Genomic DNA, 15490 nt, shown 5'->3' with positions numbered 1-15490 from the left:
GGCCGCACCGAGGGCGTCAACACGCGAACCAAGCGGATCATGAGACAGATGCACGGCCGAGCCGGGTTCCCCCTGCTCCGCCACCGCATCCCCCTCCAGTGATCACTACACAGCGTTACCACCGATTACAGGACAGAGCCGTTAGATTTACACACCCGCCGCCCTCCCCGCGGCACTGCTGGACGATGCCGAGCAGATCTCGCGCGAGGAGTTGAGAGACCTCCAACTCCCGGTCCGGGGGCCACGCTGCGACAGAAGGACCACAACGAACTGTTCGCCGGGACCCTGGGCGTGGTTCCGGGAACGCTGGGAGAGCCGGGGGCGCAGTTTCTTTGATCGATGCCAGCGAGAGCGGCGGGTTTCGCGCCGCTACAGATTGTCGACAGTCACGGGGACCTCACGCTCAGGAGTGGCTGGCGGGGCGGCAGCGTTGCCTGCGGCAGTCAGCTCGGCCGCTGCGAGGTAGCCGGCCAGCAGCGCGTGGGCCACGTCGCGGACGCGTGCGTCGTCGGGCAGGAAGGTGGGTGAGTGCAGCTGGGTGCCGTCCCCGTGGGTGCCGACGAACATCATCAGCGCGGGAAGCCGCTCGGAGAAGAACGAGAAGTCGTCCGAACCCACGGACCGCAGCTCATGACTGACCGTCAGCCCGAGTGAGGCGAGCAGCGCGCCCGTCGCCGCCGCCAGTCGCGGATCATTGTCGAGTACGGGCTCCCCACGGGTGAAGCGGACCTCCGCCGTGCAGCCGTGAGCGCGCGCGGTCATGTCGGCGACCTCCGCCAGCCGTGTGTGGACGGTCTCGCGGTCGGCAGTGCGCATCGCCCGTACGGTGCCGCGGGCCACTGCGACACCGGGCGTGACGTTCGCGGCCGTCCCTGCCTCGAGAGTCGTGACACTCAGCGCGATCGACGACATCGGGTCGATCCCGCGGCTGACCAGGCTTTGCAGGGCTACCACGACGTGTGCCAGGGCGACCACCGGGTCTCGGGTGAGGTGCGGGTAGGCGGCGTGGCCGCCCCGGCCGTGGACGGTCACGGTGAACTCGTCCGAGGAGGCATTGACGACCCCTGGGGTGCAGGACACCGTCCCGGCCCGCAGCAGCGGTTGCACATGCGCTCCGACGACGGCCCGGCACGCCTCGCGCTCCAGCACGCCGTCCTCGGTGATGTCCCGGGCTCCCGAGGGGTACGTCTCCTCGCGCGGCTGCAGCACTGCCAGCAGCGGCGCCGGCCCGCCCACCCGGGCGACGGTCCGCGCCACGGCGACGACGGCGGCCAGGTGTACGTCGTGGCCGCACGCGTGCATCACGCCGGGGCGCTCGGACGCCCATGGCACGCCCGTCGCCTCGGCCACCGCCAGCGCGTCCAACTCCGCGCGCAGCGCGACGGCCGGGCCGTCACCGCCTATCCGGACCACGGCCCCGGTATCCGCGACCTCGGCCATGTCGTTCCCGTTCGGGAGGGCGGCCAGGACCAGGTCGCGGGTCTCGCCCTCCTCTCCGGAGACGCGGGGCCGCGCGTGCAACCGGTGGCGCAGCGCCACGGCAGCGGGGAGTTCATGCTCCAACTCGGCTGACAGCGAGGAGAGTAGACGGTTGTTCACGAGTGGCCTTCCAGACCATAGACGCGGCGGGCGTTGTCGCGCCCGATCATTCGGGCGATGCGCAGGGCGTCGTCCTCGGACCACTCTCCGGCCTCCACCCATGCGGCCAGTGCCCGCAGCATCCCACGGCGCCACAGCAGCGCACCCAGGTGATGCAGCTCAGGCGGGCCCCATGCGTCGGAGGAGAACAGGACCTTGGCGAACGGCGCCAGCTCCAGGGACTCGGCCACCAGGGCGTCGGAGCGCATGCCGGTGTAGTTCACGCCGAGGCCGACGTCGAAGTAGACATGCGGGAACACCTGCGCCAGGTAGCCGGCATTGCGCTGGAACGGGTAGCAGTGGAGCAGCAGGAGATCGACGCCGAATGGTTCGACTTCCTTGATGAACCGGGTGAGCAGCAGCGGGTCGCAGCGGTGCAGCTCCACGTCCGGATCGCCGTATCCGGTGTGCAGCTGGATCGGCAGGCCGCGATCGACCCCGGTCCACAGGGCGAAGCGCAGCAGCACCGGGTCGGACACCCTGACGGTTCCGGTCGCCTGGCACTGGGAGAGCCACTGACCTGCCGCGCGCACGACCTGCGCGTCGCTCGGCCGCTGCGGATCGAAGTCGAAGCCGTACCGGTAGGCGATGATGCTCTTGAGGCCCACGGCCTGGGCTGTCCGTGCGGCGAGGGCCTCCCGGTAGCGGGCCGGCAGATCGGCGGCGGCCACGCCCTCGGCGGCCAGCTGCTCCAACACCGACTCCAGGCGGACGACCTCGTCGACGCGCCGCCCGGAGACCTCGGCCATGCCGTCGACGCCGAGGATCTCCTCGCCCTTGTAGCCGGTTTCCAGTAGGTAGTGGTCGATGCCGGACGCGGCCAGCAGCCGCCGGGTCACCTCGCGCGCGCCGAGCTCCTGACGCCTGGCCACATACGTGTCCGGGTCGGCGTGCGGCTCCAGGCCGAGTACAGGAGCGCACCAGCGGCGCACCGCCAGGCCGATCTGGGAGTCGAACTGGGTCATCCAGGATGGGATGGGCCGGTCGGACTCGGTCAGCATCGGCTCCAGCGCGGCCTGGTCGACGGAGGCGCGCAGGGCGCCGTGGACGTGGTGGTCGACCAGAGGAAGAGCCTCAATGGCCGCCTTGAGCTGCTCAGTAGACACCGGAGACCTTCCGGACGCGGGCCAGGTCGTCCAGGCCCTCCAGTTGGGCCAGTTCGGACCGCTTGACCGCCAGCTGGGTGGCCAGCAGCCGCGGGTCGAACCAGGAGCGGACAACGTCGTCGGCCTCGAGGACCTCCAGCGCCTCCTCCAGTGAGGCGGGCAGCGTGGGCACGTCCGCGAGGTCCGATTCCTTGACGTCCTCGGGCCACACGGTGGGCTCCTGGTAGTCGCCGGTGAGGCCCTCCAGTCCCGCCCGGACCAGGACGCCGAGGGCCAGCCAGGGGTTGGCGGTAGCGTCGGCCGCGCGGAACTCCAGATTGAACTGGCTTGCCGGGTCGGAGCCGCCGATCCGCGTCGTAGGGCAGATCCGTAGCAGCGCCTCGCGGTTGGCCTCGGCCAGGAACACACCGCCCGCGCTCCAGCGGTGCGGTGTCAGCCGCAGGAAGGACACCGGGCTTGGCGCCGTCCAGGCGGTCAGCGCGGGGGCGTGGTGCAGAATCCCGGCGGCGAACCGTGAGCCCGTGGCGGAGAGCCGGCCTGGTCGCGCGGGGTCGAACAGGACGGGGCGGCCATCGTCGTCGCGCAGGCTCAGGTGCAGGTGGACGCCGTTGCCGACCCCGGCAGGATCAAGGATCGGGGCGAAGGTGACGGGCAACCCGCGGCGGCGTGCGAGGTCGCGTACGAGCTCCTTGAGCAGGACGGCGCGGTCGGCCGCTTCCAGGGCGGTGCCGGGCCGCAGGGTGATCTCGAACTGGCCGTCGCCGTACTCCGGCAACCAGTTCTCCGGTTCCAGTCCGGCCTGTTCGAGCAGGCACACCAGGTCCGATCCGAAGGGCTCGGCGTCCCGGAAGCGCCGCAGGGAGAAGGGCCTGCTGTCCGGCAGCCCGCCGAGGACGAACTCGTGCTCGATCGAGGCGACGACCTCCAGGCCGGTCCGCGCCCGCAGGTCCTCCAGGGCGTGCCGCAGGAAGGTGCGGGGGCAGCAGGGCCACGGCTGGCCGTCGAGCAGCGTCTGGTCGGCCAGGTAGAGCCTGACGCCGGGGTGGACGCCGTCGGCGGGGATGTCGATACCGGTCGCCGGGTCGGGGATGAGCCGCAGGTCGCCGACCGAGCCGAAGACGTTGTCCGGGGCGATCGGTCCGAACGCGGAGATCGCCAGGTCGGCCGGAACCCACCCGGTTCCCGTGCGCAGCACGGACGCGTGGTCCGCGGACGGCACGGCCCGGCCCCGTACTTGGCCTGCCAGGTCGCAGGTGGCGACGAAGACGGTGGCTGGGTGGTCCATGGACTGCTCCTGCTCGGCGGGAGGGCCGGGCCTCGTGTGGGGCGGCCGGGTGGTGGGCGGCATGGTGACGGTCACGAGTGTGCCTTCACAGCCTCGTCGGCCCCGGAGCCGGTGTCCGTCAGCTCCCCGGTCAGCCGTGCGCCGATCCGTTGGGCGAGGGACGGGGCGAGCAGCACGATCGCCACACCGAGCAGGCACCAGGCCGCGACGATCCAGGGGAAGTAGCTGTAAGGAGCCGTCTGGTCGGTCGACTGCTTGAAGAACACGAACGCGAGATAGCAGATACCGGCGACGGGGATCGCCAGTTCGCGGCGCGGGATGCTGCCGCGGCCGGACACGGTGAAGACGATGACGCCCGCGCCCGCGACCGCGTACGCCACCAGAGCACACAGCACACCGATCGTGGCGTACCAGTAGTAGGTGTCGAAGGCAGCCGCCCCCACCAGGTACATCATCAGGGTGACGGCCCCGCCGAACGCGCCCACCGCCCTCAGCGCGGTGGTGGGCGCGCCGGTGCGGGCGTCGGTCCGGGCCAGCGCGCGGGGACCGAACCCGTCCCGGGCGAGGGCGAAGACAATGCGTGCGGCCGCGGCGGAGGAGGACAGCGCCGAGGCGAAGGCCGAGGCGACCGCGGTGAAGGCCACGACGAGCGCGAACCAGGTGCCGATGTACTGCGCCGACAACGTGGACAGGGCCGACTCCGCAGAGCCGAACGCAGCGACGCCCCGCGGATCTGTCCCGAAGCCAATGGTCTGGGCGAACATCATGACGACGAAGAGCGCCCCCGTCAGGATCACACTGCCCGCCAGTGCCCGCGGGATGTTCCGGCGGGGGTCGGCCGTCTCCTCGCCCAGCGAGGCGCAAGCCTCGAAGCCCGCCCAGGACAGGAAGGCGAAGACGGTGGCGGTCATCACGGCGCCGATGGCGGTTCCGCCCATGGTGAACACCGACAGGTCGAAGGTCTGGTGGCGCGGCGCGGTACCGGTCGCGGTGCGTCCCATCACGACGGCCGCCAGCAGGAGCATCGCGAGGATGCCGACGCCCTCGATAACGAGCAGGGTGCGCGCCGTGACGCGTCCGTCACGGTTGTTGAGGATCGTCACGCCGGCCGCCGAGACCAGCGCGACGGCGGCCCACGGCCCGGCGGACCGGACGCCCAGGGCGGCGAGGAAGGCGTGAGCGAACACACCGGTGGCGGCGAGCGTACAGGTCAGGAACATGAGGTAGGTGCCCAGCAGGGCGAAGCCGCCGAAAAACCCGGCACGGGGCCCGATCGTGGCACCGGCAAGCGCATACACGGACCCGGCATGGTTGAAGTGCTGCGTCAGCCGCCAGAAGCCGTAGCCGATCAGTCCGACGCCGAGCAGTCCGAGCAGGAACACCAGGGGCACTGCCTTGCCCACGGTGGCGGCGATGCCCGCGCCGTTCAGGCCCATGGCGAGGGTCGGGCCCATCATGCCGACGGACAGCGCCAGGGCTTCCCACAAGCGCAATTTACGTGTTGTGCGTAGTTGATCCGACACGGTGTGCTCCGAGAGGAGACGGGGCCGCCTGCGGCGCGGCCCGGGCGCAGATCATGAAACATATGTTTTGGATTGGCCGTCAAGGGCTATCTGCGAAATGAATCTTTCACGCTCACTCGGTCGTGAAATCACCCCAGGCCGCGTCGGCGGCGGCCATCCGCTCGGCTGCGGAGTCACCCAGGCGGGCGTGAACGGCGGCGACGAACGCTTCCACGAGCGCCGTCGGCGCCACGATGCTGTCGAAGGGGCTCGGCGACTCGACCCGCGTCGGCAGGACGACGTCAGCGAACTCCGCGATCGGGGAGAGCCACTGGTCGGTGACGAGCACGATCCTGGCCTTGCGGCCGTGCGCGAACCGGGCGAGCTCGACCGTGTCGCGCTGATACCTGCGGAAGTCGAAGACCACGCACACGTCGCGCTGCCCGAGGTCCACCAGGAAGCCGGCGTCCCGCCCCGGGGTCTGCTGGTGAACGACGGTGCCGGGGCGAAGCAGGCGCAGGTGAAGGTCAAGGTACTGCGCCAGCAGGTGGGAGAAGCGGCCGCCGAAGCTGCAGATCCGCTTGGCGGGGTCGCAGACCAGGTTCACCGCACGGTCGAACTCCTGCTCCGGGAGGGCGGCGAAGGTCTGCCTCAGGGCGGCACGGCCGACCTCTTCCGTCGCCGCGGCGATGTCCGAGCCGGTGGAGGCGTCGTTGATCAGCGGCGTGAGCGTCAGCGGCGAGGCGCGGCGGGCTTGGACCTCGTCCCGCAGTGACTGCTGGAACTGCCGGTACCCGTCGAAGCCGAGCCGGGCGACGAACCGTACGACGGTGGGCGGGCTCACCCCGGCACGGCCGGCCAGGCCGGACGTCGACTCCAGGCCCGCGGCCGGGTAGCGCGCCATCAGGGCCCGAGCGATCTTGCGCTCCCCCGGCGAGAGCGCTCCCTGGACACGCCGGATCCGCTCCGCCACCGTGGTCCCGGGTGCGGTCGCCCCAGACTCCGTGGCCGCGTCCACGGCCGTACCGGACTCGTCGCTCTGTGTCTGCCGCCGGGCGGCCATCCGACTCCCTCCTCCACAGCGTCCTCCTGCTCGCCGATCGTTCCACATCGGGCGGGAGGGAGCGGGCGGCGGGAGGGATCCTCGCTGTCAGCCGGTGTATGCGACAACGCGCGGCTCGGAGACGACCGGTCGACGGCGCCGCGTACGTGGCTGCCGGGCCGGTGGCTGCCGGCTGGGGGAAGCCGGCCAGTTGCGCGGTGATGAGGATCCAGGCCCTGAGACATCGCCGGCCGCGCACAATCGTCTCGCAAGCCCCGAGTCCTTCCTTCCTGAGGGGAGTTGGCGGCATAGACGGTGGTCGCTCCCGGCTGGGCCGATACCGGGTGGGGGCATGGGCGGCGTTGGGGCTGCTGCTCCTCGGCGGCGGCGCCGTCGTCCTGGCGGTGCCGTACCGCCACAGCCTTTCGACCGTGCGGGCCTACCAAGCGGCACCGGGCACTCCGGTGATTTTCGCGGTGGTCAGGGACCTGGAGAACGAGTCCAACGGCAAGGGCGGCAATTACTGGGTCGAGGTCGAGGGCCCGGCCTCCGTGTCCGGCAGAATCGAACTCGACGACTCTGGTCCCGTGCTGTCGCAGCTCAGGAAGGGCAACCGTATCGGGGTGGTCGTCTGGCACGGCCGCCGTACCGGCATCGCCTTCGACGGGCGCTTCCAGGAGACCATCGAGGCGCCGACCACGGAACCAGGCCTCGAACTGGGCGTGGGCCTGAGCCTGCTCCATGTCGGCGTGCTTGCCTTCTACGCGGCCGTCCGGTTGAGCCGCGACCTGCGTGAGCCCTCCCAGCCCGGGCCGGACGAGCCGTTTCCACCGGCCGGCAAAGTGATCGCCGGATCCGCCACGGTCACGTTTGTGACCGGCGTCATCGTCGCGGCGGTGCACGAGAGCGATCCAACGGCCTACGCGGGCACCTGGCTCCCCCTGGCCCTCGTCACCCTCGCTGCGTGGAGGGTGAGGCACCGGATCCACGGCCGACGGTGATCAGGTCCGCCGCAGCAGAACCTGGCCCACCGAAAGAACTCGGAGTGTCGGCGGGTTTCTTGGCGTCGCCATGCCACCACCGCTCTCCGTGCGGGCCGGGGTGAGAGCCGGAGCTATCGTCAAGACCTGTGGGTCAAGATCTTTAGTTAGGCGGCTGTGGGGATCGGGTGGTCCTCGGGTCGCTCGACCAGCTTGCCGCGCTCGAAGCGGGCGCCGGCACGGACGAGCGCGACCAGGTGGGGCGCGTTTACGGCCCGCCAGCGGGCCTGGGCCGACTCGACCAGCTTGAATACCATCACCAGTGCCGCGGCCGCGCTGCCGGCACCCTTGGTGACCTTGGTTCGAAGACGCACGGTCGCGAATGTTGATTCGATGGGATTTGTCGTGCGCAGGTGGATCCAGTGCTCCGCGGGGAAGTCATAAAAGGCCAGTAGCTCCTCCACGTCGCCGGTGACCTTGGCTACCGCCTTGGGGAACTTCGCACCGTACGCCTTCTCGAACGCCGCGACCGCCGTGAGCGCGTGCTCCTTGTCCTCGGCGTTCCAGAATTCGGCCAGCGCCTTCTTCGCCCCGGGATGCGCGGACTTCGGGAGGGCCCCAGCACGTTGGCGATCTTGTGGAACCAGCATCTTTGCCGGCCAGAGCGGGGAAAGACCTCGGCGAGGGCCTTCCAGAAGCCCAGCGCGCCGTCGCCGACGGCGAGCGCGGGGGCGCGCATGCCGCGCCGTGCGCAGTCACGCAGCAGATCCGCCCAGGAGTCCCTCGACTCGCGGTAGCCCTCGGCCAGAGCGATCAGCTCCTTAGTGCCGTCGGCGCGGACGCCGATCATCGCCAGCACGCAGGAGCGGGCTTGTTCCCGGCGTATGCGCAGGTGGATGCCGTCGGCCCACACGTACACCTAGTCGGATCCGGACAGGTCGCGGTTGGCGAACGCGCGCTGCTCGTCCTGCCCTGCGCGGTCAGCCGGGTGACGACGGCAGCCGACAATCCGGCCGAGCTGCCGAGGAACTGTTCCAGCGCCGGGGCAAAGTCGCCGCTGGACAGGCCGTGCAAGTAGAGCAGGGGCAACACCTCGGCGATGGTCGGCGGCGGCAGGATGGCGGAGGAGAACCGCTTGCGCTCGCCGGTGGCCTCATCGACGCGTTTGTCGTTGATACGAGGGGCGACCACCTCGACTGCGCCGGCCGCGGTGAGGACCTTGCGGGGTTGATGGTGGCCGTTGCGCACGACCAGGCGGTGCCCCCTCTCGTCCCTCTCGTGGGCCAACTCGGCGATGTAGGCGTCGACTTCGGTCTCCAGGGCAGCGGCCAGCATCCGCCGGGCGCCCTCGCGGACGATGTCGTCGATCAGGGAGCCGTCTCGCGGCGAGTCCTCGTTGATGACTACGGTAAGCACGGGCGTACCCTCCCGGCCGGTGCTGCTACACCGGTCTGCTCGGTGACCTTCGATCGATCACCCGGGAAGGTACGCCCTCTGCATGCCCTCCCGGGACCGATCCACAGATCTTGAGCATTGCTCGCTCAAGGCGCAGTACGCTGCTCAGGTAGCTGTGGACCTTGAGCGCAACGCCAACGAGCAGGAACGTATCGGCGCCGAGGTGGCTGCGCTCCAGGAGCAGTTGCTCGCGCTGCAGCACGACCAGGCCCTGCTGGTGAGCATGCAGCAGACCCTGGGCTGCGAGCCCACAGCAGCGGACGGTCCAGGTCAGGTAGTGCGCGAGACGACGGTTGCGTCGGTGCCCCGGCAGGCCGCGGCCAAGTCCAAACCAGCCGGGCAGAAGAAAGCCGCTGCAACGCGGGCCAAGAAGAGGGCGGTTAAGGGTTCGGGCACGAAGGCAGCCACAACAGCCGTAAAGCCCACCCTCGTCGACCTTGTGCGAGACCACCTCGGCCAGCAGTCCGAACCCCGCTCGGCTGCAGAAATCACCTCCGCGCTCGCCCTGGCCCATCCCGACCGCCGCATCAAGACCACCGTCGTGCGCACCACGGTCGAAGGACTCGTCGCCAAGGGCCACGCTCACCGCTCCAAGCAGGGCACATCCGTCTTCCACACAACAGCGGCCGGCCAGGACGAGCCGACTACATCGCCCCAGACCCAGCCGGACAGCTCTGCGAGCTGAAGCACTCAAGGATCAACGGCGCTGGGCACTTAACGCCCGTTGCCCGGCCACCGCAAAGAGGAGTCCACCGGCTGACTCAAGGGTGGAGCACACCGGCGCGAGATCTTTGGGCACGGCTATCTCGACAGGGCCGACGTCGGTCAGCACGGTCTTGGACCGCCTGCCGTTGTGGGAGTTGCCGCCGTCCTTCCCGGCGGATCGTGCTTGTCATGACCGAGGTGATCAGTCATCTCGCCCGCGAGCGCGGACTCCAGTAGCCGCTTGGTCAGTTGCTGCAGCAGTCCTCCCTCACCGGTCATCTGCAGCCCGTCGGCCTGGGCGCGGGCGACGAGTTCCTCGATGAACCTCTCGTCCGCTGCTGATGGCTTCGCCTCCGCTACCACGGGCCCGGACTGTTCCTCGGCTATGTTCTCGCTGGTCACAGGTGCATCCTCCATCGACGACCCGCTGCTCGACCTCGGCATGGCAGCCGTGGGCCTCGCCCGGGAAGACAGCCTCCTGGTGCCGGAACGGCTGCGCTCCCTGGTCGCCGGCTACGTCAAGGTCGCGCCCTTGAGTGAGGAGGACCTGGAGGCGCTGCCGGCGGAGATCGAACACGCGGCGCTGGTGGTCTTCCAGGAGACCTTGCCGGCGCGCAGGATCCGGCGCAAAGTCTCCCGGCTGATGGCGGCGATTATCTTTTGCTTGACCAGGTGCTCGGCGAGCTTGCTCAGGCTCCAGATGGAGAACGCGGTGATCTTCCAGTCGGCGGGGGACGTCCGGGCGATCAGGCAGATGTGCTCGCGTACCTCGTCACTGATCGTCTTGGGGCGTCCCCCGCTTCATTTTGGGTCCAGCGCGTCGAACCCCCGCTCGTTGAAGGCATGGATGACATCGCGGACGTAGTCCTCGCCCACCTGCATCAGCGTGGTGATGTCCTTGACCGTCTGGCCCTGGGCGGACATCAGCACCACGATCGCCCGGCGGAGTTTCACCGGGTCCTTCGCGGTCCGGCTGATCCGCTGCAGCCGGCGGCCCTCCTCCATGCTCACCGGCCGACGAACACGCTGGGTCGGCGTCCCACGACCACCTCCAAGATCAGGTCTTGGAGACAGTCTGCTGGCCAACGAGCAGCAGGTCGATTACCCGGCCAAGGCTGCGTGACGAGCCACTAGATCACGCTGGACTACCGGATGCGTACGACGCAGGCCGGCGCGGACCGAGGGCGAGGGATCAGCCGACCTCAGCGGGCGCGGCGCGGCGGCCAGTGGGAACCTCCCGGGCACCCCACCCGCAGCCATACGCGGGACCGCCGCCCCTTTCGTGGGCACGGGCATCGTCGGATGCGGCCGCTACGGTACGTCGGTGGACAAACGAGTGCCCTTCACCGGTGGCGAGAAGGAATGCCTGAAGGTCAGCCTGGACCGGCACCGCGATGCGGTGCTGTGGAAGCTCCAGGGCCTGGGCGAGGAGCAGGTGCGGCGGTCGATGACTCCGACCGGGACGAACCTGCTGGGCCTGGTGAAGCACCTGGCGGCCGTCGAGTACGGATGGTTCTGTGAAACCTTCGGCCGCCCGACCGAGCCGCTCCCCTTCGACCCCGACGACGAGAACGCCGACCTGCGCGTCCAGCCGCATGAGACCACCGAAGACATCGTGGAGTTCTACCGCCGGGCCACAGCCGCCGCCGACAAGGTGATCGGCGAACTTGAGGTCGACGACCTCGGCACAGCATGGCACGGCGAGACGGTGTCGCTGCGCTGGGTGCTGATCCACATGATCGAGGAGACCGCGCGCCACACGGGCCACATGGACATCGTGCGCGAGCTCATCGACGGCGCGGCCGGCGACCACCCCAGAGACTGACGTACGCCGCGGTCTCTCACCACGCCCCCCATTACCGGCTGCCGTCCTTCTCGGCCCGTTCCGTTCCCTCCCGCTCCGGAACGCAACCGCACACCCCGGCGAGCGAACCCGGCCACCAGCCACCACCGGCACGCGGGGCATTGTCAGACCCCTACGCCACAGTGGTGGACATGGCACGAAGGACGGACACAACGCGGGCGGCCCGGCTCCCCGAGGTGCGGCTGCCACCGCTGCGGCCGTACGCGGGCGGCGAGCTGGCGGTGGACGCGGAGTACGACGAGCTGGAGTTCGCGGAGTACGACCTGGCCGGGCAGAACGGGCGGGGCGCTCGCTTCCTGGAGTGCGCCCTCACCCGGTGCACGCTGGAGGAGACTTCGCTGCGCAGGGCGCGGTTCATCGACTGCGTCCTGACCGGCGTACGGGGGGGTTGGCACCGACCTTGCCGACGCCTCACTGCGGGAGGTGGAGCTGGTCGACGCGCGGCTCGGTGGGGTCCGGTCACCGGCCCCGCTTGCGACGGGACGGCGCGGCGGCGGTCCCGTGCCCTGCTGTGCGCAGGCCGCGCGGACCGCCCACACCGTCTGCCGCGCCTCGAGGGGCCGGCGCCGCGGGCTGTTTTCGACGGTATCCGCGCCGGGTGTTCTAGGAGGCCGGCGTGGCCGCGGGGGCGCAGGAGGGGTGGCCCCAGCCGTTGGCGGTCTTCACGATCGTCTCGCCCTTGGCGTAGGGCCGGCCGCAGTGGCACCGGCCAGGGAACCTGGCTTTGACCGTGCCGCGTTGGGGGCCCGCTGCCGGTGACCGGCGTCCCGGTCGGGGCCGGCGGGAGGGTGCTTGGGTGGCGGGCTGTGGCGTCTCGGGCGGCGGCAGGGCGGCCCCGGTACGGGAGCCGGCTGCCTGCTGGGTGCGGGCGGTGTGGCTGGCCGCCCGGTCGGCGGCCGCGTTCAGCGGGTCACCGTCCACCTGGTGCGCCGGGGTGTAGACGAACTCCACGGTGCGGCCGGCCAGCAGCTCGTCGATGGCCACCACCAGGTCCCGGTTGGCCACCGGCGTGCCCGCGGCCGTCTTCCAGCCCTTGCGGCGCCATCCCGGCAGCCAGGTGGTGACCGCTTTCATCGCGTACTGGGAATCCATGCGCACTTCCAGCGGCACGGCCGGGTCGGTGGCCTCCAACAGCTCACGGAGCGCGGTCAGTTCGGCCACATTGTTGGTGGCCCTGCCCAGCGGGCCGGCCTCCCACTGCCCCGCCTCGCCGTCCGCGCCGGCGATGACCCATGCCCAGGCCGCCGGGCCCGGGTTCCCCTTCGACGCCCCGTCGCACGCGGCGATGACTCGTTTCATCATGCCCCGATGCTGCCACGACGGCCGGCACAGGCGGCGCGGCGGAGTGCCGCAGCCGGCCAAGGCCGTGGACAGCCCGTCAGTAACCCAGACGTCCCTGGATACACCATTCGTTTGACCCGCCGCTCGACCGGATGCCCCGACCAGACCTGAATGAGCGCATGGCAGCCGTGGCCACCGGCTCCGGGAGCCGTCACACCCGTCAGCGCCCCGCCGCCATGGGCCGTGGTGGTGCCGTGCTACTCCTACCAGTGCCCGCAAGCCCTGAGGAGCGCCCGAGACCGTCTGGGCGCCCGCGACCGCATCCGTCGACCGTACGCCCGCCAGACCAGGGAGATCACGCCATGGACACCGGAGCAGCCCCACCCGAGGCCTTCTACCAGCGGCTGGAGGACGACCTGTACGCCCCCACCGCGTACACCACCGGCCCCTGGGACGAACGCGCCCAGCATGCCGGTCCCCCCGCCGCGCTCCTGGGCCACCTCATTGACCAGCGCCCCGGGAGCCGGCCCGGGATGCGTCTCGCCCGCATCACCTACGACATCCTCCGCCCCGTCCCACGCGAGCCTCTGCGGACCACGGTCACCCCCATACGCACCGGCCGGAACGTGGAGTTCTACGAGGCCACCCTCGCGCCGGCCGGCCAGGACCCCGTCATGAAAGCCCAGGCCGTACGCATCAGGACCGCCGCCGAACCACTGCCGGCCACCGGGCAGGAAGCCGCGAACCCCCCGCCTGCGCCTGAGAACTGTGCGCCGCGGCCGTTCTTCCCCGTGCCGTGGGAGACCGGTTACCACACGGCCATGGAGATCCGCTTCGCCACCGGCTCCTTCACCGAGCCCGGGCCCGCGACATGCTGGATGCGGCCCCGCGTCCCGCTGATCGAGGGCGAGAAGATCAGCCCGCTCGGCCGCGTGCTGGTCGCCGCCGACTCCGGCAGTGGAATCAGCAGCGCCCTCGACCCGCGCCACCATCTGTTCATCAACCCCGACCTCACCGTCCACCTCCACCGGGAGCCCAGGGGCGCCTGGGTGTGCCTGCGGTCGCGTACCAGCATCGACCCGGCCGGGATCGGCCTCACCGACACCACGGTCCACGACGAGGAAGGCCCGCTGGGCCACGCCGCGCAGAGCCTTTACATCACCCCGCACTGACGGTCGTACGGGCGGGCGGCGCGGCTGTGTCAGGTCCCCCGGGGCGCGGGGGACCTGACACAGCCGTATCCCAACGGAGTTGCCATCGCAGGTCAGAAGCCTGATCATGCATCAGGCCCCTGTATCGCCCCGGTGGTGCCGGGGGCCTACGTCACGCGGGAAGACCACCGGTCAGTGTGCTGCGGTGGTTCCGGTCTGTTCGTCGTTCTCCAGAGCCTCGGCCAGGACCCGCCAGATCTCGGCGGCCAGGTCCAGATTCGACGCTCGGTGAGCGTCTTCACCCAGCTGCTTGAGCTGGGCAAGCCCTCGTTCCCGGTCGCCTTCACTGATCAGCAGCAGGCTGTCGAGGGTCTTGAGCCGGATCCGGTCCCGGTAGGTCACCATCAGCTTGTCGACGTCCAGGTGGTCCAGAGCTGCCCGAGCATCTCCGAACCGGCCTTCCTCAAAGGCGAGGCGCGCCTGGAGTGCCAGCAGTTCCTGCTGCTGGACGGGCATACCCACCAGCGACAGCGCTGTCGCCGCCTCCGTCAAGCACGCGTGGGCGGGGGTGGTGAGCGCAGGCCTGGCCTGCAGGTACAAGGAGGCCGCGGCCAAGCGCAGCCGCGCCCACAACAGAGGATCGACACGGCTGTCCAGTATCCGCATCGCCTGTTGAAGGAACTCTCGGGCGGCCTCGTCGTCCCCTTGACGGGAGCGGACGGTGGCCGCCGACCAGAGGGCCTCGGCACGAAGAGCGTCCGACCTGTCCGCCACCAGGTCGACCAGTTCGTCCACATGGAACCGGGCATCGGGCAGCCGCCCGGCCTCCGCCTCGACCGAGACCAGGGTCAGCAGCGCGTTGCCGGTGTCAGACACGGACAGCTCGGCCTTCTTCGCTACCCGGTGGGCGCCGACGGCGAGTTCCAACGCCCGGGAGATGTGGCCGGCCGACCGCAGACAGCGGGCGAGTTGAGTCCTGGACCTGCACCGCAGCTCGGGGAGTTCGAGATTCTCCGCGATCCGGACCAGCTCCTCCAGGCATGCCTGTTCCTCCGCACGTTCACCGCGCCGACGCCGGAACCGGGTGATCAACCACAAGGCCTGCCAGCGCAGTAGCGGGTCCTCATCCCGAGCCGCGGCAACCACGTCGACAAGGTCCTCGACGGCCTCGTCACTGTCCGTGGACGCCGCGATGCTCACCGCCTGGGTCAACGAGCTGCTGCTCGGTGAAGCGAAGAAGGCCGAGCGGTCGACCCCCAGGCGACCGGCGAGGTAACTGATCACGCGCTCGGTGGGTTGCCGAGCGCCCGATTCCAGGCGCGACAGATACCCCGTGGAGATCTCCTCGCCGGCCAGTGCGGCCTGGGAGAGTCCCCGCGTCCGCCTCAGGGCTCTGAGGCGGACACCGAAGGACGTCTCTGGTGCCATGTGCGTCCCACAATCAGTATTCAGGGTGCGCTGACGGTTGCGTAGCGTTACAC

General features: G+C 70.2%; 13 protein-coding genes and 3 pseudogenes. 6 read left to right on the top strand and 10 right to left on the bottom strand.

All coding sequences use genetic code 11. From position 1 onward, the window contains the following. Positions 1-369: 369 nt before the first annotated feature. From ACY34J_RS27910 to ACY34J_RS27890, 5 genes are all read right to left on the bottom strand, one after another. Positions 370-1599: a M20 metallopeptidase family protein gene (locus tag ACY34J_RS27910; protein WP_462729405.1), complete on the bottom strand. Its 1230-nt coding sequence runs from the start codon at positions 1597-1599 to the stop codon at positions 370-372. Beyond that, the gene (locus ACY34J_RS27905; protein WP_462729406.1) at positions 1596-2744 is read right to left on the bottom strand and encodes an amidohydrolase family protein; all 1149 of its coding nucleotides are present in this window, start codon (positions 2742-2744) and stop codon (positions 1596-1598) included. Before ACY34J_RS27905 ends, ACY34J_RS27910 begins: the two co-directional genes overlap by 4 nt. Further along, complete coding sequence (locus ACY34J_RS27900; protein ID WP_462729407.1) at positions 2734-4029, bottom strand: glutamine synthetase family protein; 1296 nt, start codon at positions 4027-4029, stop codon at positions 2734-2736. The genes ACY34J_RS27905 and ACY34J_RS27900 overlap by 11 nt, the downstream gene beginning before the upstream one ends. 71 nt (positions 4030-4100) lie before the next feature. Continuing rightward, positions 4101-5522 carry an APC family permease gene (locus tag ACY34J_RS27895; protein ID WP_462761988.1) on the bottom strand — a complete coding sequence of 474 codons (1422 nt, stop codon included), beginning with the start codon at positions 5520-5522 and terminating at the stop codon, positions 4101-4103. Positions 5523-5664: 142 nt separating this feature from the next. Continuing rightward, positions 5665-6594 carry a MurR/RpiR family transcriptional regulator gene (locus tag ACY34J_RS27890; RefSeq protein WP_462729409.1) on the bottom strand — a complete coding sequence of 310 codons (930 nt, stop codon included), beginning with the start codon at positions 6592-6594 and terminating at the stop codon, positions 5665-5667. A gap of 341 nt (positions 6595-6935) precedes the next feature. Between ACY34J_RS27890 and ACY34J_RS27885 the strand changes: the two genes are divergently transcribed. Then, positions 6936-7574: a hypothetical protein gene (locus tag ACY34J_RS27885; protein WP_462729410.1), complete on the top strand. Its 639-nt coding sequence runs from the start codon at positions 6936-6938 to the stop codon at positions 7572-7574. A gap of 146 nt (positions 7575-7720) precedes the next feature. On the opposite strand, the pseudogene ACY34J_RS27880 reads toward ACY34J_RS27885, so the two are convergent. Further along, positions 7721-8969: pseudogene (locus ACY34J_RS27880) on the bottom strand (IS256 family transposase). Positions 8970-9123: 154 nt separating this feature from the next. On the opposite strand from ACY34J_RS27880, the gene ACY34J_RS27875 reads away from it, so the two are divergent. Next, on the top strand, positions 9124-9693 hold the full coding sequence (locus ACY34J_RS27875) for a hypothetical protein (protein WP_462729411.1): 570 nt from the start codon (positions 9124-9126) through the stop codon (positions 9691-9693). A gap of 102 nt (positions 9694-9795) precedes the next feature. Here ACY34J_RS27875 and ACY34J_RS27870 read toward each other — a convergent pair. Beyond that, positions 9796-10130 (bottom strand): annotated as a pseudogene (locus ACY34J_RS27870) (transposase); the annotation flags it as partial. Between ACY34J_RS27870 and ACY34J_RS27865 the strand changes: the two are divergent. Beyond that, complete coding sequence (locus tag ACY34J_RS27865; protein ID WP_462729412.1) at positions 10099-10578, top strand: hypothetical protein; 480 nt, start codon at positions 10099-10101, stop codon at positions 10576-10578. The pseudogene ACY34J_RS27870 and the gene ACY34J_RS27865 sit on opposite strands and share 32 nt — an antisense overlap. On the opposite strand, the gene ACY34J_RS27860 is transcribed toward ACY34J_RS27865, so the two are convergent. Next, the gene (locus ACY34J_RS27860) at positions 10515-10718 is read right to left on the bottom strand and encodes a helix-turn-helix domain-containing protein (protein WP_462729417.1); all 204 of its coding nucleotides are present in this window, start codon (positions 10716-10718) and stop codon (positions 10515-10517) included. The two genes, ACY34J_RS27865 and ACY34J_RS27860, sit on opposite strands and share 64 nt — an antisense overlap. A 319-nt stretch (positions 10719-11037) precedes the next feature. On the opposite strand from ACY34J_RS27860, the gene ACY34J_RS27855 reads away from it, so the two are divergent. After that, entirely contained in the window at positions 11038-11538 is a 501-nt protein-coding gene (locus tag ACY34J_RS27855) for a DinB family protein (RefSeq protein ID WP_462729413.1), read from the top strand. A 170-nt stretch (positions 11539-11708) separates the two neighbouring features. After that, positions 11709-12036, top strand: a pseudogene (locus ACY34J_RS27850) (pentapeptide repeat-containing protein); the annotation flags it as partial. Between the two features lie 144 nt (positions 12037-12180). Here ACY34J_RS27850 and ACY34J_RS27845 read toward each other — a convergent pair. Continuing rightward, a complete protein-coding gene (locus ACY34J_RS27845; RefSeq protein ID WP_462729414.1) occupies positions 12181-12879 on the bottom strand; it encodes a ribonuclease H family protein in 699 nt (232 codons plus the stop codon). A gap of 341 nt (positions 12880-13220) precedes the next feature. Between ACY34J_RS27845 and ACY34J_RS27840 the strand changes: the two genes are divergently transcribed. Then, positions 13221-14030, top strand: a complete 810-nt coding sequence (locus ACY34J_RS27840) for a thioesterase family protein (protein ID WP_462729415.1) — start codon at positions 13221-13223, stop codon at positions 14028-14030. Positions 14031-14201: 171 nt separating this feature from the next. Here the strand turns inward: ACY34J_RS27840 and ACY34J_RS27835 are convergent, their stop codons facing one another. Then, on the bottom strand, positions 14202-15437 hold the full coding sequence (locus ACY34J_RS27835; protein WP_462729416.1) for a helix-turn-helix domain-containing protein: 1236 nt from the start codon (positions 15435-15437) through the stop codon (positions 14202-14204). Positions 15438-15490: the final 53 nt, after the last annotated feature.

This window comes from Streptomyces sp. HSS9-12 (assembly GCF_054963655.1).
The sequence above is the reverse complement of the archived record's forward strand: the minus strand, read 5'-3'. Positions and strand labels throughout refer to the sequence as shown.